Origin of the sequence: Achromobacter sp. GD03932 (genome assembly GCF_029839485.1) — a bacterium.
GTDB classification, from domain to species: Bacteria; Pseudomonadota; Gammaproteobacteria; order Burkholderiales; family Burkholderiaceae_B; genus Achromobacter; species Achromobacter bronchisepticus_A.
This window is the reverse complement of the sequence record NZ_JAOCAT010000051.1, coordinates 12,837-35,847: the sequence shown is the minus strand read 5'-3', so window position 1 is coordinate 35,847 and position 23,011 is coordinate 12,837. Positions and strand designations below refer to the sequence as shown.

Sequence of the window (23,011 nt, the reverse complement as noted above, 5' to 3'; positions counted from 1 at the left end):
GCGCGAAGCCTGGATCGTGGCCGAAGCCGCCGGGCGGCACCTGTTGAGCCTGCCGCTGGCGGCCAACATGGCGGTACTGCCGACCCTGTGCGCGGCGGGGCCGGCCGCGCAATGGGCCTTCCCCGTGATGACGGGCGATACCTACTTTGCCGACGCCGCCGTCCGCCCCGATGGATCGGTCTTCATCGAAGGCGCGGGTGAGGGCGTGCGCGCCCTGGCCGTGCGGCGCTTGAACGCCACCGCCCTGCGCCTGGAGGCGCTGGCGCCCGCGTCCGGCGAGGCGCGGCTGGATCCCACCATGCCGGTGGCGCGCGTGGCCCGCCCGCAAGTGCTGGACAGCGTCGATCTGGAGGTCGAGGCGGGAACCTGGGAGCGGCTGCGCACCCGTCTGCGCCTGTTGCGTTCGGCCGAACTGCTGGGCGCGGCCTCGGCCGCGCTGGACATGGCGGCGGCCCATGCGCGCGAACGCCGCCAATTCGACCGCGCCATCGGCGCCAACCAGGCGATCAAGCATCGGCTGGCGGAAGACTGGATGGCCCTGGACGACGCCAGGCTGGCGGGAGTGGCGGCGGTTGCGGCGCATGACGCGGGCGCCGCCTCGGCGGAACGCGACAGCCTGTTCGCGCCATTGCTTGCGGTGGAGGCGGGCAGGCGCGCGGCGCAGAACGCCATCCAGGTCCATGGCGCGTTGGGCGTCACCTGGGAGTGCGACGCGCACCTCTACCTGAAGCGGGTGCTGCGTCTGGCGGCCAGCCTGCAAGCCGAAACGTCCCGGGCGGAGCTGCTGGAACGCATCTGGGAGAGCGGGGACGGCCGGCTGGCCGCCTGACGCAGAGGCGGCGTCCGACCTACAATCGCCGCCATGTACAAATCGAACTTTCCTTCCGAACTGGACCAGCCGACCCTGTCCGAGGTGGACGGCGTCCGCTATCTGCACTTCAACACCGTCTGGGTCCAGGGCGCCATGCGCATCAAGAACCCGTCGGAGCTGGTGCTTGAATACACCGCCCAGATGATGGCCTGGCTGCTGTTCCTGGAGCCGCCCAAGGACGAAGCCATCGGCATGCTCGGGCTGGGCGCCGGCTCGCTGGCGCGTTATTGCGTGAAGCACACGCGCAGCCCCTTGCTGGCGGTGGAATGGAATCCGCGCGTGACGGCGGCCTGCCATATGTTCTTCCGCCTGCCCGGCGCGAACCGCCTCGAAGTCGAACACGCCGACGCCGGCGCCTGGGTGGCCGATCCGCTCAACGCGGGGCGCTGCCCGGTGTTGATGGTGGACTTGTACGACGCCATGGCCGAGGGGCCGGTGCGCGACAGCGTCAAGTTTTACCGCGACTGCCGCCGCGTGCTGGGCGAGGTCGGCGTGCTGGCCGTGAACCTGTTCGGCCGCCACGAGAGCTTCGGCAAGAACATCGACAACCTGTCCAAGGCCTTCGACGACCGCATCGTGCTGCTGCCCGAGGTCGAGGCGGGCAACCAGATCGTGCTGGCGTTCTCCGGCCCGCGCCTGGAAGTCACTCCCGCCGAGTTGCTGGCGCGGGCCGAGGTGGTCGAGGCCAAATACGGCTTGCCGGCGCGCCGCTGGGCCCGTTCGCTGACCCGCCACGCGGTCGACGGGGTGCTGCACTTCTGACGTCCCTCTCAATTTCTCCGGGGACAGATCGCAGGGCCTCCGCACGGCGGGGGCCTTTTTTCTCTTAGGGTAGCCACCGACGCGCAAGGGGTTTCCTTTTTCCCGCATCCGGCTCTATCATGGCCTTATTCATAATTATGAATTACGGTGCAGTCCCGGCCGCTGAACCATGACCCTACCCATCGTCCGGCAAGCCCTCTACCTGGAAGTCGCGGACCGCCTGCGCGGCATGATCCACGCGCGTTCCCTGCGCAACGGCGAATGGATCGACGAATTGCGCCTGGCGGGCGAGCTGGGCATCTCCCGCACCCCCTTGCGCGAGGCGCTCAAGGTGCTCGCTACCGAAGGGCTGGTGCGGTTGGAGCCGCGCCGCGGCTGTTTCGTCAATGAGCTCTCGGCGCAAGACCTGGAAGACATCTTTCCGCTGATGGCCATGCTGGAAGGGCGCTGCGCCTTCGAGGCCGCGCGCAAGGCCAGCGATGCCCAACTCGCCGAGCTGGAACCCCTGCACGCGGCGCTGGCGGGCCATGCCCAGGCCGGCCGCATCGACGCCTATTACAAGACCAACTACCTGATCCACGAAGCAGTGCAGGCTCTGGCCGGCAATCAATGGCTGTCGGACATGGTGGGCAATCTGCGCAAGGTGCTGAGCCTGTCGCGCCACCGCAGCCTGTCGCACCCCGGCCGCATCCAGCAGTCCTGCGCCGAGCACCTGGCCATATTCGACGCGCTCAAGGCGCACGACAGCGAGGCCGCGCAGGCGCTCGCGCACAACCACCTGATGCGGCAGCTGGAAGCGCTGCGCGCATTGAGCCATGCGGATGCCGCCGATGCGGCGCCGTCCGATCCCATCGTCATCGAGGAGCCCGCCCATGTCCGCACCCGCCAATCTCGCGCCCGCGCGCGGCGCACGCACGCCTGAGCCCGAGGCCGATACCGTCGATGCGGCGGCCGTCGATGCGGCGGCCGTTGCTGAAAGCGCGGGTCTGATGTCCCGCCTGGGCAAGCTGTGGGAACGCGGCCGACTGCCCAGCGAATCCGAAATACGGCGGCTGTTCGAGGCGCGCCTGACCGACGTGGCCGCCAACAAGCTGGCCCGCCGGTGGTGCGAGCAGTACAGCGCCGCGGACGGCAAGGACCGCCGGCTGATGTTGACCGCGCTGGCGCAGGCGCGCGGCAGCTACGCTGGCGAAGGCGGCGAGGGCGTGCGCCTCTTCAAGCGTTTCAATGCGCAGCCCCAGGGCCTGCGCTTCCTGGTCGAGCTGCGCGCGGACATGCTGCGCTGGCGCAAGCAGGTGGCGGGCATCCAGATGCTGGACAAGGACCTGGAAGGCCTGCTTTCCGCCTGGTTCGACGTGGGCCTCTTGGAGCTGCGGCCGCTGACCTGGGATTCGCCGGCGTCGCTGCTGGAGAAGCTGATTCTCTACGAAGCCGTGCACGAGATCACCTCCTGGGACGACTTGCGCCGCCGCGTTTCGCCGGACCGCCGCTGCTACGCCTATTTCCATCCGCAGATGCCGGGCGTGCCGCTCATCTTCGTGGAAGTGGCCTTCGCCAGCCAGATGGCCGACAACGTGCAGGTGCTGCTGGACAGCACCTTGCCGCCGCAGGATCTGGACAAGGCGCGCTGGGCCATCTTCTATTCCATCTCCAACACGCAGCCCGGCCTGAAGGGCATCAGCTTCGGCAACTTCCTGCTCAAGCGCGTGGTGGAGCAGCTGCTGCATGAGCTGCCCAAGCTGAAGTCCTTCGCCACGCTGTCGCCCATCCCGGGCTTCGCCGACTGGCTGGGCAAGCTGGACGCCGAGGCGGTAGAGGCCATCGTGCGCGAGGACAAGGTGCGCGCCAAGTCGCGCAAGCGCGAGGGCGTGCCCGACGGCCGGCGCTGGGTTGCGCGCCTGGCCAAGGCGGCCCAGGGCAAGGCCGCGGACGTGGTCAAGCGCGCCGGTTTCCGCCTGACGGCCAATTACCTGCAGTCCATGAAGAACGGCATGCCGGTGGACGCGGTGGCGCGCTTCCATCTGGGCAACGGCGCGCGCATCGAGCGGCTCAACTGGGCCGCCGATACCTCGCCCAAGGGGCTCAAGCAGTCCTGCGGCCTGATGGTGAACTACCTTTACGACCTCGACGAGCTGGACGACAACCTGGCCCTGCTGGGCGAGGGCAAGCCCCAGGTCAGCCGCGGCGTGGGACGCGTGGGATAAACGCCGCGCGCGGCGCAACAACATAAGAAAGAGGGCAGGAGACATGACGGACAACGTGGCCGGCCGCGTGCTGCTGGAACGCGAGGGCGATCTGGCCCGGGTGACGCTATCGCACCCGGGGCGCCTGAATGCGATCACCGTGGGCATGTGGCATGAACTGCGGGACGTGTTCGGCCGCATCGCGCAGGACGACGCGGTGCGCTGCGTGATCGTGCGCGGCGAGGGCGGCAATTTCGCCGCCGGCGCCGACATCCGCGAGTTCCCCGCGCAGCGCGGCGACATGGCCGGCGTGCAGCGCTACCACCGCGAGGTACTGGCGCCTGCCTTGCAGGCGGTGGCCTTGTGTCCGCAGCCCGTGGTGGCGCAGATCGAAGGCGTGTGCGTGGGCGGCGGCCTGGAAATAGCCAGCCAGTGCGATCTGCGGATCGCTGGAGAATCCGCGCGTTTCGGCGTGCCGATCAACCGCCTGGGATTTCCCATGGCGCCTGACGAAATGAGCGGCCTGCTGGCCTTGGTCGGACGCGCCGCCACCCTGGCGATACTGCTCGAAGGCCGCGTGTTCGGCGCCGCCGAGGCTCGCGAACTGGGCTTGTTGACGCGCATTGTTGCCGACGATCAGGTGGCCGACGCGGCGAAACGCAGCGCCGAGCGCATCGCGGCGGGCGCGCCGCTGGCGGCCCGCATCAACAAGCGCCTGTCGCGCAGGCTCGCCGCGGGCGGCGCCTTGACCGAAGACGAATACCAGGATTATTTCTCGTACGCCGACAGCCGGGACCACAAGGAGGGCGTGCGCGCTTTCCTGGCCGGCGTGGACCCTTCCTTTTCCGGAGACTAGACAAGGTGAGCAACGCTAATCTATATGCTGTCCTGCAAGGCGGCTTTCCCAAAGACCGCAGCAAAGTCGCGCTGGAAACGCCCGACCTGCAATACACCTGGGACGACATCGATCGCGCCACGGCGTGCCTGGCCAACCTGCTGACCTCGTTGCGGCTGCCGGCGGGTTCGCGCGTGGCGGTGCAGGTCGAAAAGTCGCCCGAAGCGCTGCTGCTGTACCTGGCCACCTTGCGCGCCGGCCTGGTCTACCTGCCGCTGAATACCGCCTACCGCGAATCGGAAATCGAGTACTTCCTGGGCAACGCGGAGCCGGCCGTGGTGGTTTGCGCCAGCAAGAACCTGGACTGGGTGCAGCGCGCGGCAGACAAGGCTGGCACCGCGCATGTGTACACGCTGGACGAGGACCGTAGCGGCACGCTGCTGGATGCCGCCGGCGGCCTGTCTCAGACCTTCAAGACCGTGGCGCGCAAGCCTGACGACCTGGCCGCCATCTTGTACACCTCCGGCACCACCGGGCGCAGCAAGGGCGCAATGCTGTCGCATGGCAACCTCGCCGCCAACGCCCGCGTGCTGCACGACTACTGGGGCTGGCGCTCGGACGACGTGCTGTTGCACATGCTGCCGATCTTCCACGTGCATGGCCTGTTCGTGGCCTCGCACGGCGCCTTGCTGGCTGGGGCCAGGATGATCTGGCTGCCCAAGCTCGACGTCGACCAGGCCCTGCGCTACCTGCCGCAGAGCACCGTAATGATGGGCGTGCCGACGTACTACGTGCGTCTGCTGGCCGACCCGCGCTTTGACCGTAGCGTCTGCGCCAACATGCGTCTCTTCATCTCGGGCTCGGCGCCTTTGCTGGCCGAAACCTTCTCGGACTTCCAGAAGCGCAGCGGCCACGCCATCCTGGAACGCTACGGCATGAGCGAGACGGTCATGCTTACCTCCAACCCCTATGACGCCAAGCTGGGCGAACGCCTCGCGGGCACCGTGGGCCGCGCCCTGCCGCAAGTGCAGGTACGCGTGGTCGACGATGCCGGCATCGCGCTCGCGCCCGGCGAGATCGGCAACGTGCAGGTGCGCGGGCCGAACGTGTTCTCGGGCTACTGGCGCATGCCGGAAAAGACCGCCGAGGAATTCACCGCCGACGGCTGGTTCAAGACCGGCGACGTGGGCCGCTGGGGCGGCGAGTCCGCCGGGCGCGACGTACCCGCCGACTACCTGTCCATCGTGGGCCGCAGCAAGGACCTGATCATTTCCGGCGGCTTCAACGTGTACCCCAAGGAAATCGAAACGCTGATCGACGACATGCCCGGCGTGGCCGAATCGGCTGTCATCGGCGTGCCGCATGCCGACTTCGGCGAGGCCGTGGTGGCGGTGGTGGTGCCCAAGGACGGCGCGGCGCTGGACGCGGATGCGATGCAGGCGGAACTGAAATCGCGCATCGCCAATTTCAAGGTGCCCAAGCGCGTGCACATCATCGGCGAACTGCCGCGCAACACGATGGGCAAGGTGCAGAAGAACGTGCTGCGCGAAACCTACAAGGCGCTCTGACATTCGCCAGGACCGCTTCCCGTCGGGAAGCGGCCTTTCCGGCCGGGCGCGCCGCGCCGGCCCCCATTCAGGAGACTATCCCCCCAAAAACATGCAGGTCCCAGCAGCCCATTCCCTACAAGAACTTCAAGAGACGAGACGCACATAACCGCGCCGTCCCCATGCTGCAGCAAGAGGAGACAATATGAAATATCGCACCACCGCCGCGGCCGTATTCGCCGTGGCCGCCCTGGGTTTCGGCGGCGTCGCCGCCGCGCAATGGCCCGAACGCCCGATTACGCTGATCGTCCCGTTCCCCGCCGGCGGCGGCACGGACACCTTTGCCCGTCCGCTGGCCCAGCAACTGACCACGCAGCTGGGCCAGCCCGTGGTCATCGACAACAAGGGCGGGGCGGGCGGAACCGTGGGCGCGGGCGTCGCGGCCAAGGCCAGGCCCGACGGCTACACCTTCTTCATGGGCGGCGCGCACCATGCGCTGGCCCCTTCGCTGTACAAGAACCTGAATTACGACATCCAGAAGGACTTCGTGCCGGTCGCGCTGGTTGCGCAGCCGCCGCAGGTCATCGTCATCAATCCGGCCAAGCTGCCGGTGAAGACGGTCCAGGAACTGATCGACTACGCCAAGAAGCGCCCGGGGGAAATCAACTTCGGCACCGCGGGCAAGGGCAGCACGCACCACCTGGCCGGGGAGCTGTTCGCCATGCAGACGGGCATCAAGCTGGTGGACGTGCCCTATCAGGGCGCGGGACCCATGCTGTCGGCCCTGATCGGCGGACAGGTGGACCTGGCGTTCGACGGCCTCGGTTCGTCCGCCGGCCATATCCGTTCCGGCACGATCAAGCCTTTGGCCGTGGCCGCCACCGAACGCTCGCAATCGTTGCCCGACGTGCCCACCGCTGCCGAGGCTGGCGTGCCGAACTACGTGGTGTCGACCTGGTACGCGATCTGGGCGCCCGCGGGCACGCCCAAGGAAGCGGTGGACAAGATGAGCGCCGAGATCACCAAGGCCCTGAATGCGCCGAAGATCAAGGAAACCTGGGCGGGCAACGGTTCGGCGGTGCCTACGCTGACCGGCGCCGAGTTCGGCAAGTTCGTCGATAGCGAGGTTGGGCGTTGGGCCAAGGTGGTGAAGGACTCGGGGGTGAAGCTGGATTGATGGCCGCGAGTCAGGCGTGCGCCACGTGGCGCGCGCCTTCCCTCACCGCCATTCACTCGCCTGGCTCAGCTTGGCCAGCTGATCATGCGTCAGCGTCAGGCTGGCCGCCTTGACCAGTTCGTCCAGTTGTTCGAGCGAGGTCGCGCTGACGATGGGCGAGGTGATGCCGGGCTGCGCGATCTGCCAGGCCAGCGCGGCCTGGGCGGGCGTGCAGCCGGCGTCCTCGGACACTTCGTCCAGCGCTTTCAGGATGCGGTAGCCGCGGTCGTTGAGATAAGTGTCGACGATCTTGCGTCCGCGCGGGCTCTTGCCCGCGTCTGCGGGACTGCGGTACTTGCCGCTGAGGAATCCGCTGGCCAGGGCGTAATAGTTGATGGTGCCCATCTGCTGCGTCTTCACCAGGCTCTGCAGCCCGGACTCGAAGGGTTCGCGGCGGTACAGGTTGTATTCCGGCTGGATGCTCTCGTAGCGCGGCAGGCTGTGCCGTTCGCTCGCGATCAGCGCTTCGGACAGCCGCACCGCGGTGTAGTTGGAGGCGCCGATGGCGCGCACCTTGCCGGACTCGATGTGCTTGGCGTATTCGGCCAGGGTGTCGGTCAGCGGCGTGTCGGGATCGTCCTGGTGCGACTGGTAGAGGTCGATGTGGTCTGTCTGCAGCCGTGCCAGCGAGGCTTCCAGCGAGCGGCGGATGTAGGCCGGCGCCAGGCCCTTGGCGTCGGGCCCCATTTCCATGCCGACCTTGGTGGCGATCAGCACGCGGTCGCGCTTGCCCGAGCGCTTTAGCCATTTGCCGATCAGGGTCTCGGATTCGCCGCCCTGGTTGCCCGGAACCCAGCGCGAATACACATCCGCCGTGTCGATGAAGTTCAGGCCGGCGTCCACCAGCGCGTCCAGCAGCGAGTACGTGCCGGCTTCGTCCACGGTCCAGCCGAAGACGTTGCCGCCGAAGGTGAGGGGAGGAATCTGCAGGCCGGAACGGCCCAATGCGCGTTTGATCATGGTGAGGCCTCTGGATGCTGCGGTTGGCGGCGCGGAAGACGTCCGGTTTTTGCTGTTCCGGCCGATGCGATTCCGGGCTTTTCAGTATATTGACGCCGCTGCGCCCAGTTACGGGGCATGCGATTGCGGCATGCACCATTTCAGGGATTCCCCCGAAACGCTTTGGGTGGGCGGCAAGTTAGACTATACGGCTTTATGGCTAGTCCGGCCGGCGGGGAGCCGCCAGCGGCGCCGTAATAATGAGCAAAAACAAGGGTTCAAGGAGCTTATCTATGCTGATCGGAAAAAAACATTTTCTGACGGTTGGCGCCATGGCGCTGGCGATGGCTATCGCCGCGCCTGTGTCCGCGCAGCAGAAATCCGTGGCGGTCACCGCCATCGTCGAGCATCCGGCGCTGGACGCCGTGCGCGACGGGGTGCAGGACGCCCTCAAGCAAGCCGGCTATGAACCGGGCAAGAACCTGAAGTGGCAATACCAGAGCGCCCAAGGCAACAACGGCACCGCCGCCCAGATCGCGCGCAAGTTCGTCGGCGACAAGCCTGACGCCATCGTCGCGATCGCCACGCCGTCGGCCCAGGCCGTCGTCGCCGCCACCAAGGACGTGCCGGTGGTGTATTCCGCCGTGACCGATCCCGTCGCCGCCCAGCTGGTCTCCAGCATGGACGCCTCGGGCACCAACGTGACCGGCGTGTCGGATCTGCTGGCCCTGGACAAGCAGGTCGAACTGATCAAGAAAATCGTCCCCAACGCCAAGCGCGTGGGCATCGTCTACAACCCGGGCGAGGCCAACTCGGTCGTGGTCGTGAAGAAGCTGCAGGAAATCCTGCCGAAGTCGGGCATGAGCCTGGTTGAAGCGGCCGCGCCGCGCTCGGTGGACGTGGCATCCGCGGCCCGCAGCCTGATCGGCAAGGTCGACGTCATCTACACCAACACCGACAACAACGTCGTGTCGGCCTACGAGTCGCTGGTCAAGGTCGGCAACGACGCCAAGATCCCGCTGATCGCGTCCGACACCGACAGCGTCAAGCGCGGCGGCATCGCCGCCCTGGGCATCAACTACCGCGACCTGGGCGTGCAGACGGGCAAGGTGGTGGTGCGCATCCTGAAGGGCGAGAAGCCTGGCGCCATTCCCTCGGAAACCATCTCCAAGCTCGAGCTCTACGTGAACCCGGGCGCCGCCGCCAAGCAGGGCGTGACCCTGTCCGATGCGATCATCAAGTCGGCCGCGGTGGTCGTGAAGTAATAGTCAGCCGTACCCGCCCCGCCATGCCTATCCGGCATGAGCGGGGCTTGTTTTATGTTCTGGTGTCTTGCCTTACCCCATGGTCTTCAGGGCGGCAGCATTCACAAGATGCTCGCGGCCCGGCGCAATGTGCTGGTCTTGAATGGCCGGCGGCCCGCCTTACGGCGTTGTGCCCGCCCGGCGTTTTTGCTCCCTGAATGGTCCTGCAGACTCATGCTGGCGGCCTGGCCGTCCGGCACGGGAGGGCTTTGGCAGGAAACCGGAGAAAATCCCCTGCGGGGAAACGTTTCTTGCGAAAGCTGGGGTAAAACTGACCCCGAAACGCAAGATATCCGACGCGGCAACTCTTTAATATGCTCGTTTCTTGCCTTCGTGCAAGTTCTTAATATGCCCGCTTCTCACTGATTGGATTTGACCCATGTCATTGTTCTCGTTGTTAGGTGCGTTGGAGATCGGCCTGATCTTCAGCCTGGTGGCTCTGGGCGTGTATATCTCGTTCCGCCTGTTGCGCTTCCCGGACCTGACCGTTGACGGCAGCTTCCCGTTGGGCGGCGCGGTCTGTGCGACGCTGATCGCCTCGGGCACCGACCCGTTCCTGGCCACCGTCATCGCGACGATCGCTGGCGCCGCGGCCGGGCTGGTCACCGGCTGGCTCAACGTCAAGCTCAAGATCATGGATCTGCTGGCCAGCATCCTGATGATGATCGCGCTGTACTCGGTCAACCTGCGCATCATGGGCAAGCCCAACGTTCCGCTGATCACCGAACCCACCGTCTTCACCATCCTGCAGCCTGAATGGCTGTCGGACTACGTCGCCCGTCCGTTGATCCTGATCGTCATCGTGATCCTGGCCAAGCTGGCGCTGGACTGGTTCTTCGCCACGCAGACCGGCCTGGCGGTGCGCGCCACCGGCTCCAACGGCCGCATGGCCCGCGCCCAGGGCGTCAACACCGGCCGCATGATCCTGGGCGGCATGGCGCTGTCCAACGCGCTGGTCGCGCTGGCGGGCGCGCTGTTCGCCCAGACCCAGGGCGGTTCGGACATTTCGATGGGCATCGGCACCATCGTGATCGGCCTGGCCGCCGTAATCGTGGGCGAAAGCATCCTGCCGTCGCGCAAGCTGGTGCTGGCCACGCTGGCCGTCATCATCGGCGCCATCGTCTACCGCTTCTTCATCGCGCTGGCGCTGAACAGCGATTTCATCGGCCTGAAGGCGCAAGACCTGAACCTCGTCACCGCGGTGCTGGTCACGTTCGCCCTGGTCATTCCCATGCTCAAGCGCCGCCTCCTCGGCAAGAAGGGGAGCTGAATATGTTGTCCGCAAAAGACCTCAAGATCACGTTCAACGCCGGCACGCCCATCGAGACGCGCGCCTTGCGCGGCCTGTCGCTGGAGATCCCGTCGGGCCAGTTCGTGACCGTCATCGGCTCCAACGGCGCCGGCAAGTCCACCTTTCTGAATGCAGTCTCGGGCGACCTGCCGGTCGACTCCGGCCGCATCGACATCAACGGCGTCGACGTCACGCGCCAGCCTGTGTGGGCGCGCGCGGGCCGCGTGGCCCGCGTGTTCCAGGACCCCATGGCCGGCACCTGCGAAGACCTGACCATCGAAGAGAACATGGCGCTGGCGCAGATGCGCGGCGCGCGCCGCGGCTACAGCCGTGCGGTCAAGGCCTCCATGAAGGAAGGCTTCCGCGAGCGCCTGGCCACGCTGGGCCTGGGGCTGGAAAACCGCCTGACCGACCGCATCGGCCTGCTGTCGGGCGGCCAGCGCCAGGCGGTCAGCCTGCTGATGGCGGCCTTGCAGCCTTCGCGCATCCTGCTGCTGGACGAGCACACCGCGGCGCTGGACCCGCGCACCGCGGACTTCGTGCTGCAGCTGACCGCGCGCATCGTCGCCGAAAGCCAGCTCACCACGATGATGGTGACCCACAGCATGCGCCAGGCGCTGGACGTGGGCGACCGCACCGTCATGCTGCATCAGGGGCAAGTGGTGCTGGACGTGTCGGGCGACGAGCGCCGCGGCATGGACGTGCCGGATCTGCTGGCCATGTTCGAGCGCGTGCGCGGAGAGAAGATCTCGGACGACGCCCTGTTGCTGGGATAAGCGCCAGGCGCCGGCCGCGTGAACCGCAGCCGGCGGCTTCCCGCCGTTCTAGATGAACCGGCCGGGCCGGAATGCCTCATGGCGCGAGACCGCGCCGTCGCCGCACATCAATTCGCCCAGTATCTTCGCCGTGCCGGGCGCGGTGCTGAAGCCGATGTGCTGGTGGCCCAGCGCCAACCACAGGCCGGGATGGCGCGGCGCTTCGCCTATCATCGGCCGGCTGTCGGGCAGCGTCGGGCGCCGCCCCAGCCACGCCTCGGCATCCAGCCGCCGGTCCAGCGGAAACGCCTCGCGGGCCCGCGCTTCCGCCAGGTCCAGCTGCAGCGGCCGGGCGGGTGCCTCGCAGGCGTCCAGTTCCACGCCCGTGGTCAGGCGCAGGCCGCGCGCCATGGGCGACAGCACGTAGCCCCCGCCGGTGTCGTAGACCGGGCGCGTCAGGCCGGCGCCGTCTGCGCCGCTGTAATGCATGTGGTAGCCGCGCTCGAACGCCATGGGCAGATCTATGTCCGCCGTCTTCAAGAGTCCCTTCGACCAGGGACCCAGCGCGACCACCAATCGATCCGCCGCTATCGATTCCGACCCCTGCGCGCCTTGCACGACCCAGCCCTGGCCTTCGCGGCGGATGGCGCTGGCGGCCAGGCGCTGGAACGCGCCGCCCGAGCGGCGGAACAGGGCGGCATAGGCCGCGACCACTTCGTGCGGATCATTGACGGAATACGAGCCCTGGATCCACAGGGCGCGGCGGAAGATGGGCGCAAGCGCGGGTTCGATCTCCGCGAGTTCCGCGGGTTGCAGGACCTGGGTCGGCACCTGGTACTGGGCAAAGGTCTTGCGCGACAGTTCGCCGCTGTTCCAGCCCTGTTCCGAGCGGTACAGGAAAATCCAGCCGGTATCGCGCAGCCGGTGCGCCGCGCCTGATTCGTTCAGCAGCCGCAGATGCTCGGGCGCCGAAAGCCGGATCAGGCCGTCCAGCGCCTCCACGGTCTGCCTGAACACCGCCGGCCGGGCGTTGAGCAGGAAGCGGGCGGCCCAGCCCAGGTTCTGCGCCAGATAGCTCAGCTTGTAGCGGAACTGCACGGTGTCGTTTTTCAGCAGCCGCGGCAACTGCGCCCACAAGCCGGGGTGGTTGAATGGCATCAGCGAACTGCGCGCAATCACGCCGGCGTTGCCTAGCGAGGTTTCCAGGCCTGGCTCCTGCCGGTCCACCAGCGTGACGGACAGGCCGCGGCGCTGCAGTTCCAGGGCGCAGCAGACGCCCACGATACCCGCGCCTAGGACAACGACGTGTTTTCCCATGTCTTTTTATCTGAGTCCGGTCAGGAGGTGCCGTGATGCCCGGCAAGCTCGCGGAATTGTATTGCAGGCGGCCGGAGAAAACGCGGCGCGCGAACTTCAGGCCTGCGGCGGTTTTTGGCCCATAATGCGCCCCGCGGCGGCCACGCCCCACCACGAGGCTTCCTCGAACACGGAATAGCCCGATAGGTCCGAGTGCGCGAACAGTATCGGACCGTCCACGTCGCGCAGCGCGGCCAGTCCCGGATTGGACAGGTAGCCGCACAGCGGCGAGGCCATGGCATGGCCGCGCACCGTGATTTCCAGCTGGCGCGCATGGCGCCAGAATTCCTTGCCGTAGGCCGCGACCAGGTCGGATGCGGCCTCGGCCCGCAGTTCTTCCGGGTTGGCGCGGGTCAGCCATTCGCGCGCGGCCTGGGGCGTCTGTCCGCCGAGCGCGTGATACGCCGTGAAGACGCAGCGCGGCGTGCGGGCCACGCGCAGCAACTGGTGCGTGGAGACGACATAGCCCAGCGCCTTGCCTTGATAGACCACGTTGTCCCAGGACAGCGGTTCGCCCGGGGCTTCGGCCGGGTAGCCTTCCATGACGAAGTTCGACACCATCCAGGGCGCGTGCGGCGGCGCGTGCACCGCCGGATCGTAGCCATAGGCGCGGATGTCGGGCAGGATGCGCTGGGCCACGAACAACGGCATCGCGCACACGGCTCGGCGCGCCTGCACCGTGTAGGCGTCGGAGGACGAGGCCAGGCAGGTGACCAGCGCGCCGGCAGGCGTCTCCTGTACCCGGACCGCCGTGCCGGCGGCCAGCCAATCGGCATGGCCGAGCTTCTTGGTGATGGCGTCGCGCATGCGCTGCATCAGCGTCGACAGGCCGCCAGGCCAGGTCAGCACGGCGCCTTCGCCCGCATTTTCGGCATGGCCGTCGCGGCTGGCGAAGTAGTGCAGGCCGGCCCAGGCCGAGACCGCGTCGTATTGCGCGCCGTAGTCGTCGCGACAGCAGTAGTTCAGGTACCAGTGCAGCGCGGGCGAGGTGTAGCCTTCGCGGTCCAGCCATTGCTTGAACGTGATCGCGTCCAGCGCGCGCCAGGCCGGATCCCGCGACGACAGCGTGAGCGGGATGCTGAAGACCTTGCGGCCGTCGCTGCCGGTCTGCGTGTGCAGGCGATTGATCAGCGCGAGAAATTTGCGGTGCTGCGCCAGGTCCGCTTCCGGCAGCCCGTTCATGGGCAGCAAGTTTTCTTCCCAATGGCCGCCGCGCAGCAGACGCTCCTGGGGCGAGTGCACCAGCGCGGTCTCGTCGTAGTAGGGACGGAGGGTACTTGCGCCGCGCTCGATGATGCCGAAGTCGGCCAGCAGTTCGCGTATGTGCGTGGAGGCCATCGAGGGCAGGGGCAGGTAGTGCGCGCCCAAGGGGTAGTCCAGGCCCTCGCGCTGGCCGGCGGCCGCATTGCCGTCGAGTTCGGGACCCTGCAGCACCAGGAAATCCGTGTGCCCTTCGCGCGCCAGCTTCCAGGCGCAGGACAGGCCCGCCACGCCCGAACCCAGTATCACGACGTCGCGCTTGTGGTTGGCCGAGGGCTGCGGCCAGGCCGCCCCGTCGCGCAAGGCGTGGCCAGCCTGCATGCCCGGGTAATGGATTTCCGGCGTGGTCTCGACGATGCGCGAACGGTAGTACCCGGCGGTGCCGGCGACCGCGGCCGTGGCCGCGCCCAACAGGAAGCTGCGCCGCCGCATCAGCGGATGACCTTGCGCCAGTCCTCGTCGAAGTAGCGCACCAGCGATTGCTCGTTCAGACGGTTCGGAGGCATCGCCAGCGCGGGCATGTCGGCAGGGAAGTGGAACAGTTCGCGCGTCGTGACCGGGTCCAGGTAGCGCGTGGGCACGGTGATCGCGGCGGGCGGCTCGTAGTCGCGGCGCTTGCTGGCCAGAATGAAGCCCCAGTCGCCGAAGGACGGCACGTAGGTATGGTACGGCCAGGTGTTCAGGCCGGCTTCCTTCAAGGTGGCGTCCACGCTCCAGAACGAGCGCGGCGCGAAGTAGGGCGAGGTGGACTGCACCACCATGTAGCCGTTCTCGGCCAGGTGGCGCGCCATCAGGTGATAGACCGGCACCGAGTACAGCCGGCCCAGGCCGAAGTTGGACGGATCCGGAAAATCCACCACGATGTAGTCATAGACCTCGGCATGGGTTTCCAGCCAGCGGCCGGCGTCGTCGTTGATGACCGTGACCCGCGGATCCTTCAACGACCCCTGGTTCAGCTTGACCAGCGGCTCGGAGCGGGAAAACAGGCCAGTCATGGCCGGATCCAGATCCACCAGCGTCACGTGTTCGATATTCTTGTATTTGAGGATTTCGCGCACCGCCAGGCCATCGCCGCCGCCCAGCACCAGCACGTTGCGCGCCCAGGGCAGGGCTTGCAGGCCGGGATGCACCAGCGCTTCGTGGTAGCGGTGCTCGTCGCGCGACGAAAACTGCAGGTTGCCGTTGATGTACAGGCGCAGGTCGTCGTGCCAGCGCGTGACCACCAGGCGCTGATACTGCGTGGTTTCCGCGTGCACCACGTCGTCGCCGTACAGGCCTTTCTCGGCCCAGGCCGTCATGCTGCCGGAATAAATGAAGCCCAGGCCCAGGAACCCGATCACCACGCTGGCGCGGATGGCCTTTTCACTGGGGCGGGGGATCTCGGCGCGGAACAGCCAGGTGGTCCACAGCGCCACGCTGGCGTTCAGGATGCCGAACAGGAAGCTGGTGCGCAGCAATCCGAGCTTGGGCGCGAGCAACAGGGGAAACACCAGCGACACAGCCAGCGCGCCCAGGTAATCGAAGGTCAGCACGCGGCTGACGATTTCGCGGAATTCGGTCTTGCGCTGGTTGAACACCCGCATCACCAGCGGGATTTCCATGCCGACCATCAGGCCAATGAGGAACACGCCCACATACAGGGCCGCGCGAAAGGGGGCGGGCATCCATGAGAAGACCAGGAACAGCACCGCGGCGGAGACGCCGCCCAACAGCGCGACCAGCAGCTCCACATCGATGAAGCGATTCAAAACGTCTTCGTCTCTTACATATTTTGACAACCACGAGCCTATGCCCATGGCGAACAGATAACAGCCGATGACGGAAGAGAACTGCAGTATCGAATCCCCCAGCAAATAGCTGGCCAGCGCGCTGCTGATGAGCTCATAGCCCAAACCGCAGGAGGCGACGATCAATACCGAAAGGATGAGAATGCGGTCGCGCATGAGGTGTCCGACACGAAAAATGCGTTCGCAGTATATCGAACGCGCCGTATATACTGCGCGCAATTAGGAGGGTGGCAATGGGAGAAGCAATGCATCCGGTGGTGACCTATCTTATCTATATGGCGTCCGCGCTTGCCATGCTGGGTGTCTTCACCTTGGTCTACACGGCCGTCACGCGCTATAAGGAATTCGAGCTGATCCGCGAAGGCAATATCGCCGCCGCGCTGTCGTATGGCGGCGCGCTGGTGGGCTTCAGCTTCACCTTGTGCTCCAGCATCGCGATCCATGCCAGCTATGCCATGTTCCTGCTGTGGGGCCTGGTGGCCATGCTGGTGCAGCTGGTCGTGTACGTGGGCGTGTCCCAGACGGTGCGCGGCATGAACGAGGCCATCGAAGAAAACAACATCGCCATGGGCGGGCTGATCGGCTCGATTTCCATCGCCGCCGGCATCGTCAACGCCGCCAGCCTGACCTGACGCGGGCTCGCGCCGCACCTGATCTGACAGGAGAAAGACTCATGAGTCTCGGTTCATTCATCCGCAAGCAGTTCATCGACATCCTGCAATGGAACGAGGACCGCGACGGCGTGCTCGCCTGGCGTCATCCCATGCAGGATTTCGAAATCCAGTATGGCGCCAGCCTGACCGTGCGCGAATCGCAGATGGCGGTTTTCGTCAACGAAGGCAAGGTCGCCGACGTGTTCGGTCCCGGCATGTACAAGCTGACCACGCAGACGCTGCCGATCCTGACCTACCTGAAGAACTGGGACAAGCTGTTCGAGTCGCCCTTCAAGTCGGACGTGATCTTCTTCAGCACGCGCCTGCAGCTGGGCCGGCGCTGGGGCACGGCGCAGCCGGTGACCTTGCGCGACAGCGAATTCGGCATGGTGCGGCTGCGCGCCTTCGGCGTGTATTCCTATCAGATTTCCGATCCCGCCAAGTTCTACCGCGAGATCAGCGGCACGCGCGACGAGTACACCGTCGACGACCTGGAAGCGCAGCTGCGCAACATGGTGGTCGCGGCGATGACGACGGCGCTGGGCGGCTCCAAGGTGCCGTTCCTGGACATGGCCGGCAACCAGGGGCTGATGTCGCAAAGCATCGCTGAACAGCTGGCGCCGGTGTTCGACCGCTACGGCGTCAAGCTCGACAACTTCACGGTCGAGAACGTCTCGCTGCCGGAAGAACTGCAGAAGGCGCTGGACACGCGGATTTCCATGGGCATGGCCGGCGACCTGGGCAAGTTCACCCAGTACCAGACCGCCACGGCCATACCGATGGCCGCGCAGAACGAAGGCGGCATCGCCGGCATCGGCGCGGGCCTGGCGGCCGGCGCGGCGCTGGGCCAGACCATGGCGGCAGGATTGGCCGGCGCCCAGGGGCAGCCGCAGCAGGCCGCGCAGCAACCTGCCCAGCAGGCGCCCGCCGCCGCGGGCGCGGATCCGGCACAGCGGTTGCAGCAGCTCAAGGATCTGCTGGACAAAGGCCTGATCACGGCCGCGGACTACGATTCGGCCAAGGCCGAAGTGCTGAAGAAACTCACCAGCTAAGGCTCCATGCAGCAGGTTCTGTGTCCGCAGTGCGGCGCCCCAGTCAAGTTCACGTCCGCGGCATCGGTCATGGCGGTCTGCGGCGCCTGCCGCAGCACCTTGCTGAAGGACGCCGAGTCGGTCAAACGCATCGGCGAGGCCGCCGAGGTCCTGGAGGACTACTCGCCCTTGTGCCTGGGGGCGGCCGGCACTCATGAAGGCAAGCGCTTCGACCTGATCGGCCGCATCCAGCTGCGCTACGAAGACGGCTTCTGGAACGAGTGGTATCTGTGGTTCGAGGACGGCTCGGACGGCTGGCTGTCGGACGCCTCGGGCCAGTACGCCGTGACCCGGCGGCGCAAGGTCAAGTCCACGCAGGGCATGCCGGCGTTCGACGATATCGCGCCCGGCGACGAACTGAAGCTGGACGGCCAGCGCTTCACCGCCGCCGACGTGCGCGCCTGCCAGGCGGGCGGCACGCAAGGCGAGCTGCCCTTCGTGCCGGGCGACGGCTGGTTGGCCAAGGTGGCCGATTACCGCAGCCTGGACGCGTTCCTGACGCTGGACTTTTCCGACGGACCCGAGCCCGAGCTGTACATCGGCAAGGCGTTCGACCTGTCCGCCATGCAGGCGGCGTCGCTGCGGACCAACGAGCAGGTCGAGGAAACCGCCGGCCGTTTCCGCGGTCAGATCAAGGCGCTGGACTGCCCCAACTGCGGCGGGCCCATAAGCTTCGTGGCCGCCATGGCCACGCAAGTGGTCTGCCCCTCGTGCGCGGCCACCGTTGATTGCTCGGGACCCACGGCCGAAGTCATCGAAAAGGCCCGCAAGGTCAAAGCCATCAAGACCACGTTGCCGCTGGGCGCGGTGGCCAAGATCGACGGCGCGTCCTACACGCTCATCGGCCTGATGAAGTGCGCCGATCCGGACCCCGAGGAGCCGTCCGACTGGATCGAGTACCTGCTGTTCAATCCCGCGAAGGGATTCATCTGGCTGGTGGAAACCGAAGAGGGCTGGGAGCGGGTGCAGGTATGCGATACCTGGCCCAGCCACAACAACGCCAGCAGCGTGCGCTGGCGCTCCAAGCTCTATCAGAAGCTGTACGACTACACCTCGCGCGTGGAGCTGGCGTTGGGCGCGTTCAACTGGCGCGTCAAGGTCGGCGACAGCACCAAGATCACGGATTACAAGGCCGGCAACCTGAAGCTGACCCGCGAGCTGAGCGAATCCGAGCTGGGCTGGTCGGCCTCGGGGCCGGTGGCGCCGGCGCAGTTGGCGGAATGGTTTGGCGATCCTGAACTTGCCAAGCAGAAGGCCATGCCGCTCAGCGGCAAGCCCGGGGGCTATCGCAAGTTCGCCTGGACGGCCATGATCGTGCTGGCCTTCCTGAATATCGACACCATTTTCAGCGGGGGCATCATCCCGCTGCTGATCGGCGCGGCGTTTCTCTGGATCCCGGCGGCGCTGGCGGACAAACTGGCCGGCAAGGACGAATGACAGAATGGGCAAGCTTCTATACACCGTCTACGCCATCGTGGTGGTGATCTTCGCCACCGGGTTCAACACCCCGGGCGCGCGCATGTCCAGCGGCGGCGGCTCCAGCAGCAGCTGGGGCAGCAGCTCCTCGGGCGGCTCGGGCTGGTCCTCGGGCGGATCCCACAAGTGATCCCGCATGCCACACCCGGGCGCCACGTGCTGGCCGATTTCCGCGGCGTGCCGGCGGATCGCCTGACCGACGCGCAAGCGCTGGAACGCGACCTGATCGCCGCGGCGCAGGCGGCGGGCGCGCGCGTGCTGAGCGCGCACTTCCATCATTTCGGCGCAGGCGCGGGCGTGACCGGCGTGGTCCTGCTGAGCGAATCCCACATCAGCATCCATACCTGGCCCGAACACGCGTTCGCGGCGCTGGACATCTTCATGTGCGGCGCGGCCCGGCCCGAGCTGGCGCTGGAGCACCTGCGGGCGCGGCTGGCGCCCGAGGCGGTGCACGCGACCACGGTGGCGCGCGGCTGAAGCCGGCGGCCGCCACTCCTTGATTTTGCTCAACCCTCCCTTGGGCGGCCAAATTGACGGGCGTTATATACCTATATATATTTCGTTACCGACTTAGCGAATTCCCCTGGGAGAAGAACATGTTCCGCAACCGTCCGATCGTGGCGCTGTCCTTGGCGCTGGCCGCCGCATGGAGCGCCAACGCCACCGCCGGCGACCTGGTGGTTTCGGCCGCCGCCAGCCTGACCAACGCCTTCAAGGAAGTCGCGCAAGGCTACGAAAAAGAGCATGCCGGCACCAAGGTCATCCTGAACTTCGGCGCGTCCGACGTGCTGCTGCAGCAGATCGTCAAGGGCGCCCCGGCCGACGTGTTCGCCTCGGCGGACCAGAAGGCCATGGACAAGGCGGTCGAGGAGAAGGCCGTCAAGCCGGCCTCGCGCGTGGACTTCGCCGCCAACCAGGTGGTGCTGATCGTGCCGGCCGACAGCAAGGCCAACATCACCGCGCTCAAGGACCTGACCCGCGACGACGTCAAGCGCATCGCCTACGGCAACCCGGCATCGGTGCCGGTGGGCCGCTACACCCAGGGCGCGCTGGAAGCGGCCGGCCTCTGGAAGGAAGTGCAGGCCAAGAGCGTGCTGGCCCAGAACGTGCGCCAGAGCCTGGACTACGTGGCGCGCGGCGAGGTCGACGCGGGCTTCGTGTTCGCGACCGACGCGGCCATTATGGCGGACAAGGTCAAGGTCGCGGTGCGCGTGCCTTCGCAGACGCCGGTGACCTATCCCATCGCCGTCACCACGCGTGAAACCGCCGCCAAGGAAGCCGAAAGCTTTGTTGCCTATGTGCTGTCTCCCGCAGGCCAGGCGATACTGTCGCGCTACGGCTTCCAGAAGCCCTGATACCTGTTGAATCGTAGGCATTGATGAGTGATCCGGTTTGGGTGCCGCTGCTGCTTTCCCTGAAAGTGGCGGGCTGGGCAACGCTGTTGGCGACCGTGGCGGGCACGGCCGCGGCTTATGGCCTGTCGCGCTGGCGCTGGCCGGGGCGCGACCTGCTGGACGCGCTGCTGACCTTGCCGCTGGTGTTGCCGCCCACGGTGCTGGGCTACTACCTGCTGGTGCTGCTGGGGCGCCGCGGCGTCATCGGCGAGACGCTGGCGGGCTGGGGCATCGAACTGGTCTTCACCTGGCAGGGCGCGGTGATCGCCGCTTCCGTGGTGGCCTTTCCGCTGGTGTTCAAGTCCGCCCGCGCCGCCTTCGAGAACGTCGACAGCCAGCTGGAAAGCGCGGCGCGCGTGCTGGGCGTGTGCGAGGCGGGGATCTTCTTCCGCGTCACCTTGCCGCTGGCCGCGCGCGGCATCGCCGCCGGCGTGCTGCTGGCCTTCGCGCGGGCGCTGGGCGAATTCGGCGCCACGCTGATGATTGCCGGCAACCTGCCGGGACGCACGCAGACCCTGTCGGTCGCCATCTACGAGGCCGTACAGGCGGGCGACGACGCCACGGCCAATATGCTGGTGCTGGTCACCTCGGTGACTTGCGTGGTGGTCCTGCTGCTGGCCGGCAAGCTGGTGCCCGTCAGCAGCGGCCGGCGCAATGGGAGCGCGCTATGAGCGTCAGCATCCAGGTGCGCAAGCAGATGGTGTCCGGCGAGCGGCGCTTCGCGCTGGACGTCGCATTCGATTCGTCCGCCAAGCGCATCGCGCTGTTCGGTCCCTCGGGCGCGGGCAAAAGCCTGACCCTGCGCGCGGTGGCGGGCCTGCTGCGCCCCGACTCGGGCCGCATCGAGATCAACGGCCGCGTGCTGTTCGACACCGACGCTGGCATCAACCTGCCCGCGCAATCGCGCCGCGTCGCCTATCTGTTCCAGGACTATGCCCTGTTTCCCCACCTGACCGTGGCGCAGAACATCGCTTTCGGGCTGCGCCGCGGCTGGCGCAACCCGCCCCGGCGCGAGGTCGGACCCGAGGCGCAGCGCTGGGTGGACGCGTTCGAGCTGGGTTCCATCGTGGGCAGCTATCCCAGCGAGATCTCCGGCGGCCAGAAGCAGCGGGTGGCGCTGGCGCGAGCCCTCATGCTGCGGCCCGACATCCTGCTGCTGGACGAGCCTTTTTCAGCGCTGGATTCGCAGCTGCGCGGCAAGATGCGGCTGGAACTCAACGCCTTGCAACGCCAGCTGGACGTGCCGATGCTGCTGATCACGCACGACCCGGCGGATGTGGACGCGCTGGCCGACGAAGTGTTCGAAGTGCGCGAGGGCAGGGTGCGGCGCCACGACGAGGACGTGGGCGTCTGAGCGGCTCAGTCCAGCACGCCCAGGATCACGCTGGAAGCCTTGAAGATCGCGACCGCGTCGGCGCCTACGTCCAGGCCCAGGTCCTGCGCGCTTTCATTGGTGACGATGGCTGCCAGCGTCACGCCGCCGTCCAGTCCGATCAGGATCTCGCTGTTGACGGCGCCCGGGCGCAGCGCCGTGATCTTGCCCGGCAGTTGATTGCGCGCCGACAGGCGCAGGCCGGGGCCGGGCGCGCCCACGATGACGGACGACGCCTTGACCAGCGCGATCGCTTCCTTGCCCGCGGCCAGTCCCAATTCCTGTGTGCTTTCGCGGGTGATGGTGGCCGTGATGGTCAGGCCGCCCGCGATGCGCAGCACGATTTCGTCGTTGACGGCGCCGGCGCGGATCTGGATGACGGTGCCTAGCAGTTTGTTGCGCGCGCTGGTCTTGAGCATGAATCGCCTCATGAGGTCGATGTCGCCGGCGGCGTTCACGCCGGCGCGGGTCAGGTTTTCCATGAACTTGCGGTGTTCGGCTTCCAGGGCGCGGAAGGTGCCGATCAGGCCGCGCGCGCGGTCCGTCAGGCGCGTGCCGCCGCCGCCCTTGCCGCCGGCGGCCCTGATCACCAAAGGCTCGCCCGCCAGGTTGTTCATGGCGTCGATGGCGTCCCATGCGCCCTTGTAGCTCATGCCCACGGCGCGCGCGGCGGCCGTGATCGAGCCGGTGGCGTCGATCTGCGCCAGCAGGTCTATGCGGTTTTTTCCGCCCCAGGTCTGGGCGCCGGAGCGAAACCAAATCGAGCCGTCGAGTTCCAACATCGTTATCGTGCCGTGGTCAGGGTATGGGACAGCTGAAAGTGTAATGGACGGCCGCAGCCCTGGCGGAGCGAGACGAACGCGATGAGAATGAGATTCTGTTGAAATTTTGCAGGCTTGGCGGCACTATGTTCAGGCAT

General features: G+C 66.9%; 23 protein-coding genes. 18 read left to right on the top strand and 5 right to left on the bottom strand.

Annotated elements, in window-relative coordinates:
* The 7 genes from N5C88_RS30240 to N5C88_RS30210 all read left to right on the top strand — a co-directional run.
* Positions 1-829, top strand: an 829-nt coding sequence (locus N5C88_RS30240; RefSeq protein ID WP_280016824.1) for an acyl-CoA dehydrogenase family protein, incomplete at its 5' end; no start/stop codon positions are given.
* Between the two features lie 33 nt (positions 830-862).
* The gene (locus N5C88_RS30235; RefSeq protein WP_280016823.1) at positions 863-1,633 is read left to right on the top strand and encodes a spermidine synthase; all 771 of its coding nucleotides are present in this window, start codon (positions 863-865) and stop codon (positions 1,631-1,633) included.
* 169 nt (positions 1,634-1,802) lie between these two features.
* Positions 1,803-2,555: a GntR family transcriptional regulator gene (locus tag N5C88_RS30230; RefSeq protein WP_251882076.1), complete on the top strand. Its 753-nt coding sequence runs from the start codon at positions 1,803-1,805 to the stop codon at positions 2,553-2,555.
* Positions 2,506-3,837, top strand: a complete 1,332-nt coding sequence (locus N5C88_RS30225) for a malonyl-CoA decarboxylase family protein (RefSeq protein ID WP_280016822.1) — start codon at positions 2,506-2,508, stop codon at positions 3,835-3,837. Before N5C88_RS30230 ends, N5C88_RS30225 begins: the two co-directional genes overlap by 50 nt.
* A 43-nt stretch (positions 3,838-3,880) precedes the next feature.
* Positions 3,881-4,672: an enoyl-CoA hydratase/isomerase family protein gene (locus N5C88_RS30220; RefSeq protein WP_059372354.1), complete on the top strand. Its 792-nt coding sequence runs from the start codon at positions 3,881-3,883 to the stop codon at positions 4,670-4,672.
* 5 nt (positions 4,673-4,677) lie between these two features.
* Positions 4,678-6,219 (top strand): malonyl-CoA synthase, encoded by a 1,542-nt coding sequence (locus N5C88_RS30215; RefSeq protein WP_118932530.1) that lies wholly within the window; start codon positions 4,678-4,680, stop codon positions 6,217-6,219.
* A 184-nt stretch (positions 6,220-6,403) separates the two neighbouring features.
* Positions 6,404-7,375, top strand: coding sequence for a tripartite tricarboxylate transporter substrate binding protein (locus N5C88_RS30210; protein ID WP_251881914.1), 972 nt, complete (start codon positions 6,404-6,406; stop codon positions 7,373-7,375).
* A gap of 42 nt (positions 7,376-7,417) precedes the next feature.
* On the opposite strand, the gene N5C88_RS30205 is transcribed toward N5C88_RS30210, so the two are convergent.
* A complete protein-coding gene (locus tag N5C88_RS30205) occupies positions 7,418-8,374 on the bottom strand; it encodes an aldo/keto reductase (RefSeq protein WP_059372362.1) in 957 nt (318 codons plus the stop codon).
* Between the two features lie 272 nt (positions 8,375-8,646).
* Here N5C88_RS30205 and N5C88_RS30200 point away from each other — a divergent pair, with 272 nt between their 5' ends.
* The 3 genes from N5C88_RS30200 to N5C88_RS30190 all read left to right on the top strand — a co-directional run bounded on the left by N5C88_RS30200 (position 8,647) and on the right by N5C88_RS30190 (position 11,724).
* Positions 8,647-9,618: an ABC transporter substrate-binding protein gene (locus N5C88_RS30200; protein WP_059372365.1), complete on the top strand. Its 972-nt coding sequence runs from the start codon at positions 8,647-8,649 to the stop codon at positions 9,616-9,618.
* A gap of 418 nt (positions 9,619-10,036) precedes the next feature.
* Positions 10,037-10,927, top strand: a complete 891-nt coding sequence (locus N5C88_RS30195; protein WP_059372366.1) for an ABC transporter permease — start codon at positions 10,037-10,039, stop codon at positions 10,925-10,927.
* Between the two features lie 2 nt (positions 10,928-10,929).
* Complete coding sequence (locus N5C88_RS30190; RefSeq protein ID WP_013395026.1) at positions 10,930-11,724, top strand: ABC transporter ATP-binding protein; 795 nt, start codon at positions 10,930-10,932, stop codon at positions 11,722-11,724.
* Between the two features lie 48 nt (positions 11,725-11,772).
* Here the strand turns inward: N5C88_RS30190 and N5C88_RS30185 are convergent, their stop codons facing one another.
* The 3 genes from N5C88_RS30185 to N5C88_RS30175 all read right to left on the bottom strand — a co-directional run bounded on the left by N5C88_RS30185 (position 11,773) and on the right by N5C88_RS30175 (position 16,262).
* Positions 11,773-13,020, bottom strand: coding sequence for an FAD-binding oxidoreductase (locus N5C88_RS30185; RefSeq protein ID WP_280016821.1), 1,248 nt, complete (start codon positions 13,018-13,020; stop codon positions 11,773-11,775).
* Positions 13,021-13,116: 96 nt separating this feature from the next.
* A complete protein-coding gene (locus N5C88_RS30180) occupies positions 13,117-14,751 on the bottom strand; it encodes an NAD(P)/FAD-dependent oxidoreductase (protein WP_280016820.1) in 1,635 nt (544 codons plus the stop codon).
* Positions 14,751-16,262 carry a polyamine aminopropyltransferase gene (locus tag N5C88_RS30175; protein WP_118932526.1) on the bottom strand — a complete coding sequence of 504 codons (1,512 nt, stop codon included), beginning with the start codon at positions 16,260-16,262 and terminating at the stop codon, positions 14,751-14,753. Before N5C88_RS30175 ends, N5C88_RS30180 begins: the two co-directional genes overlap by 1 nt.
* A gap of 89 nt (positions 16,263-16,351) precedes the next feature.
* Here N5C88_RS30175 and N5C88_RS30170 point away from each other — a divergent pair, with 89 nt between their 5' ends.
* From N5C88_RS30170 to N5C88_RS30135, 8 genes are all read left to right on the top strand, one after another.
* A complete protein-coding gene (locus tag N5C88_RS30170; RefSeq protein ID WP_054452914.1) occupies positions 16,352-16,738 on the top strand; it encodes a DUF350 domain-containing protein in 387 nt (128 codons plus the stop codon).
* Positions 16,739-16,779: 41 nt separating this feature from the next.
* Positions 16,780-17,811 (top strand): SPFH domain-containing protein, encoded by a 1,032-nt coding sequence (locus N5C88_RS30165; RefSeq protein WP_059372377.1) that lies wholly within the window; start codon positions 16,780-16,782, stop codon positions 17,809-17,811.
* A 6-nt stretch (positions 17,812-17,817) separates the two neighbouring features.
* Entirely contained in the window at positions 17,818-19,287 is a 1,470-nt protein-coding gene (locus tag N5C88_RS30160; RefSeq protein ID WP_059372379.1) for a DUF4178 domain-containing protein, read from the top strand.
* Between the two features lie 4 nt (positions 19,288-19,291).
* Positions 19,292-19,456: a hypothetical protein gene (locus N5C88_RS30155; protein WP_165867829.1), complete on the top strand. Its 165-nt coding sequence runs from the start codon at positions 19,292-19,294 to the stop codon at positions 19,454-19,456.
* Positions 19,453-19,803, top strand: a complete 351-nt coding sequence (gene speD, locus N5C88_RS30150) for an adenosylmethionine decarboxylase (RefSeq protein WP_118932524.1) — start codon at positions 19,453-19,455, stop codon at positions 19,801-19,803. The genes N5C88_RS30155 and speD overlap by 4 nt, the downstream gene beginning before the upstream one ends.
* A 119-nt stretch (positions 19,804-19,922) precedes the next feature.
* Positions 19,923-20,681, top strand: coding sequence for a molybdate ABC transporter substrate-binding protein (gene modA / locus N5C88_RS30145; protein ID WP_118932523.1), 759 nt, complete (start codon positions 19,923-19,925; stop codon positions 20,679-20,681).
* Positions 20,682-20,704: 23 nt separating this feature from the next.
* On the top strand, positions 20,705-21,391 hold the full coding sequence (gene modB, locus N5C88_RS30140; RefSeq protein ID WP_059372387.1) for a molybdate ABC transporter permease subunit: 687 nt from the start codon (positions 20,705-20,707) through the stop codon (positions 21,389-21,391).
* Positions 21,388-22,074: an ATP-binding cassette domain-containing protein gene (locus tag N5C88_RS30135; protein WP_118932522.1), complete on the top strand. Its 687-nt coding sequence runs from the start codon at positions 21,388-21,390 to the stop codon at positions 22,072-22,074. The genes modB and N5C88_RS30135 overlap by 4 nt, the downstream gene beginning before the upstream one ends.
* A gap of 5 nt (positions 22,075-22,079) precedes the next feature.
* On the opposite strand, the gene N5C88_RS30130 is transcribed toward N5C88_RS30135, so the two are convergent.
* Positions 22,080-22,874 (bottom strand): TOBE domain-containing protein, encoded by a 795-nt coding sequence (locus tag N5C88_RS30130; RefSeq protein WP_059372396.1) that lies wholly within the window; start codon positions 22,872-22,874, stop codon positions 22,080-22,082.
* Positions 22,875-23,011: the final 137 nt, after the last annotated feature.

What these genes read in the sequence shown, in the direction of transcription:
- N5C88_RS30235 (WP_280016823.1), top strand. Translation starts at nt 863, where the DNA reads ATGTACAAATCGAACTTTCCTTCCGAACTGGACCAGCCGACCCTGTCC.
- N5C88_RS30230 (WP_251882076.1), top strand. Translation starts at nt 1,803, where the DNA reads ATGACCCTACCCATCGTCCGGCAAGCCCTCTACCTGGAAGTCGCGGAC.
- N5C88_RS30225 (WP_280016822.1), top strand. Translation starts at nt 2,506, where the DNA reads ATGTCCGCACCCGCCAATCTCGCGCCCGCGCGCGGCGCACGCACGCCT.
- N5C88_RS30220 (WP_059372354.1), top strand. Translation starts at nt 3,881, where the DNA reads ATGACGGACAACGTGGCCGGCCGCGTGCTGCTGGAACGCGAGGGCGAT.
- N5C88_RS30210 (WP_251881914.1), top strand. Translation starts at nt 6,404, where the DNA reads ATGAAATATCGCACCACCGCCGCGGCCGTATTCGCCGTGGCCGCCCTG.
- N5C88_RS30205 (WP_059372362.1), bottom strand. Translation starts at nt 8,374, where the DNA reads ATGATCAAACGCGCATTGGGCCGTTCCGGCCTGCAGATTCCTCCCCTC.
- N5C88_RS30200 (WP_059372365.1), top strand. Translation starts at nt 8,647, where the DNA reads ATGCTGATCGGAAAAAAACATTTTCTGACGGTTGGCGCCATGGCGCTG.
- N5C88_RS30195 (WP_059372366.1), top strand. Translation starts at nt 10,037, where the DNA reads ATGTCATTGTTCTCGTTGTTAGGTGCGTTGGAGATCGGCCTGATCTTC.
- N5C88_RS30190 (WP_013395026.1), top strand. Translation starts at nt 10,930, where the DNA reads ATGTTGTCCGCAAAAGACCTCAAGATCACGTTCAACGCCGGCACGCCC.
- N5C88_RS30185 (WP_280016821.1), bottom strand. Translation starts at nt 13,020, where the DNA reads ATGGGAAAACACGTCGTTGTCCTAGGCGCGGGTATCGTGGGCGTCTGC.
- N5C88_RS30180 (WP_280016820.1), bottom strand. Translation starts at nt 14,751, where the DNA reads ATGCGGCGGCGCAGCTTCCTGTTGGGCGCGGCCACGGCCGCGGTCGCC.
- N5C88_RS30175 (WP_118932526.1), bottom strand. Translation starts at nt 16,262, where the DNA reads ATGCGCGACCGCATTCTCATCCTTTCGGTATTGATCGTCGCCTCCTGC.
- N5C88_RS30170 (WP_054452914.1), top strand. Translation starts at nt 16,352, where the DNA reads ATGCATCCGGTGGTGACCTATCTTATCTATATGGCGTCCGCGCTTGCC.
- N5C88_RS30165 (WP_059372377.1), top strand. Translation starts at nt 16,780, where the DNA reads ATGAGTCTCGGTTCATTCATCCGCAAGCAGTTCATCGACATCCTGCAA.
- N5C88_RS30160 (WP_059372379.1), top strand. Translation starts at nt 17,818, where the DNA reads ATGCAGCAGGTTCTGTGTCCGCAGTGCGGCGCCCCAGTCAAGTTCACG.
- N5C88_RS30155 (WP_165867829.1), top strand. Translation starts at nt 19,292, where the DNA reads ATGGGCAAGCTTCTATACACCGTCTACGCCATCGTGGTGGTGATCTTC.
- modA (WP_118932523.1), top strand. Translation starts at nt 19,923, where the DNA reads ATGTTCCGCAACCGTCCGATCGTGGCGCTGTCCTTGGCGCTGGCCGCC.
- modB (WP_059372387.1), top strand. Translation starts at nt 20,705, where the DNA reads ATGAGTGATCCGGTTTGGGTGCCGCTGCTGCTTTCCCTGAAAGTGGCG.
- N5C88_RS30135 (WP_118932522.1), top strand. Translation starts at nt 21,388, where the DNA reads ATGAGCGTCAGCATCCAGGTGCGCAAGCAGATGGTGTCCGGCGAGCGG.
- N5C88_RS30130 (WP_059372396.1), bottom strand. Translation starts at nt 22,874, where the DNA reads ATGTTGGAACTCGACGGCTCGATTTGGTTTCGCTCCGGCGCCCAGACC.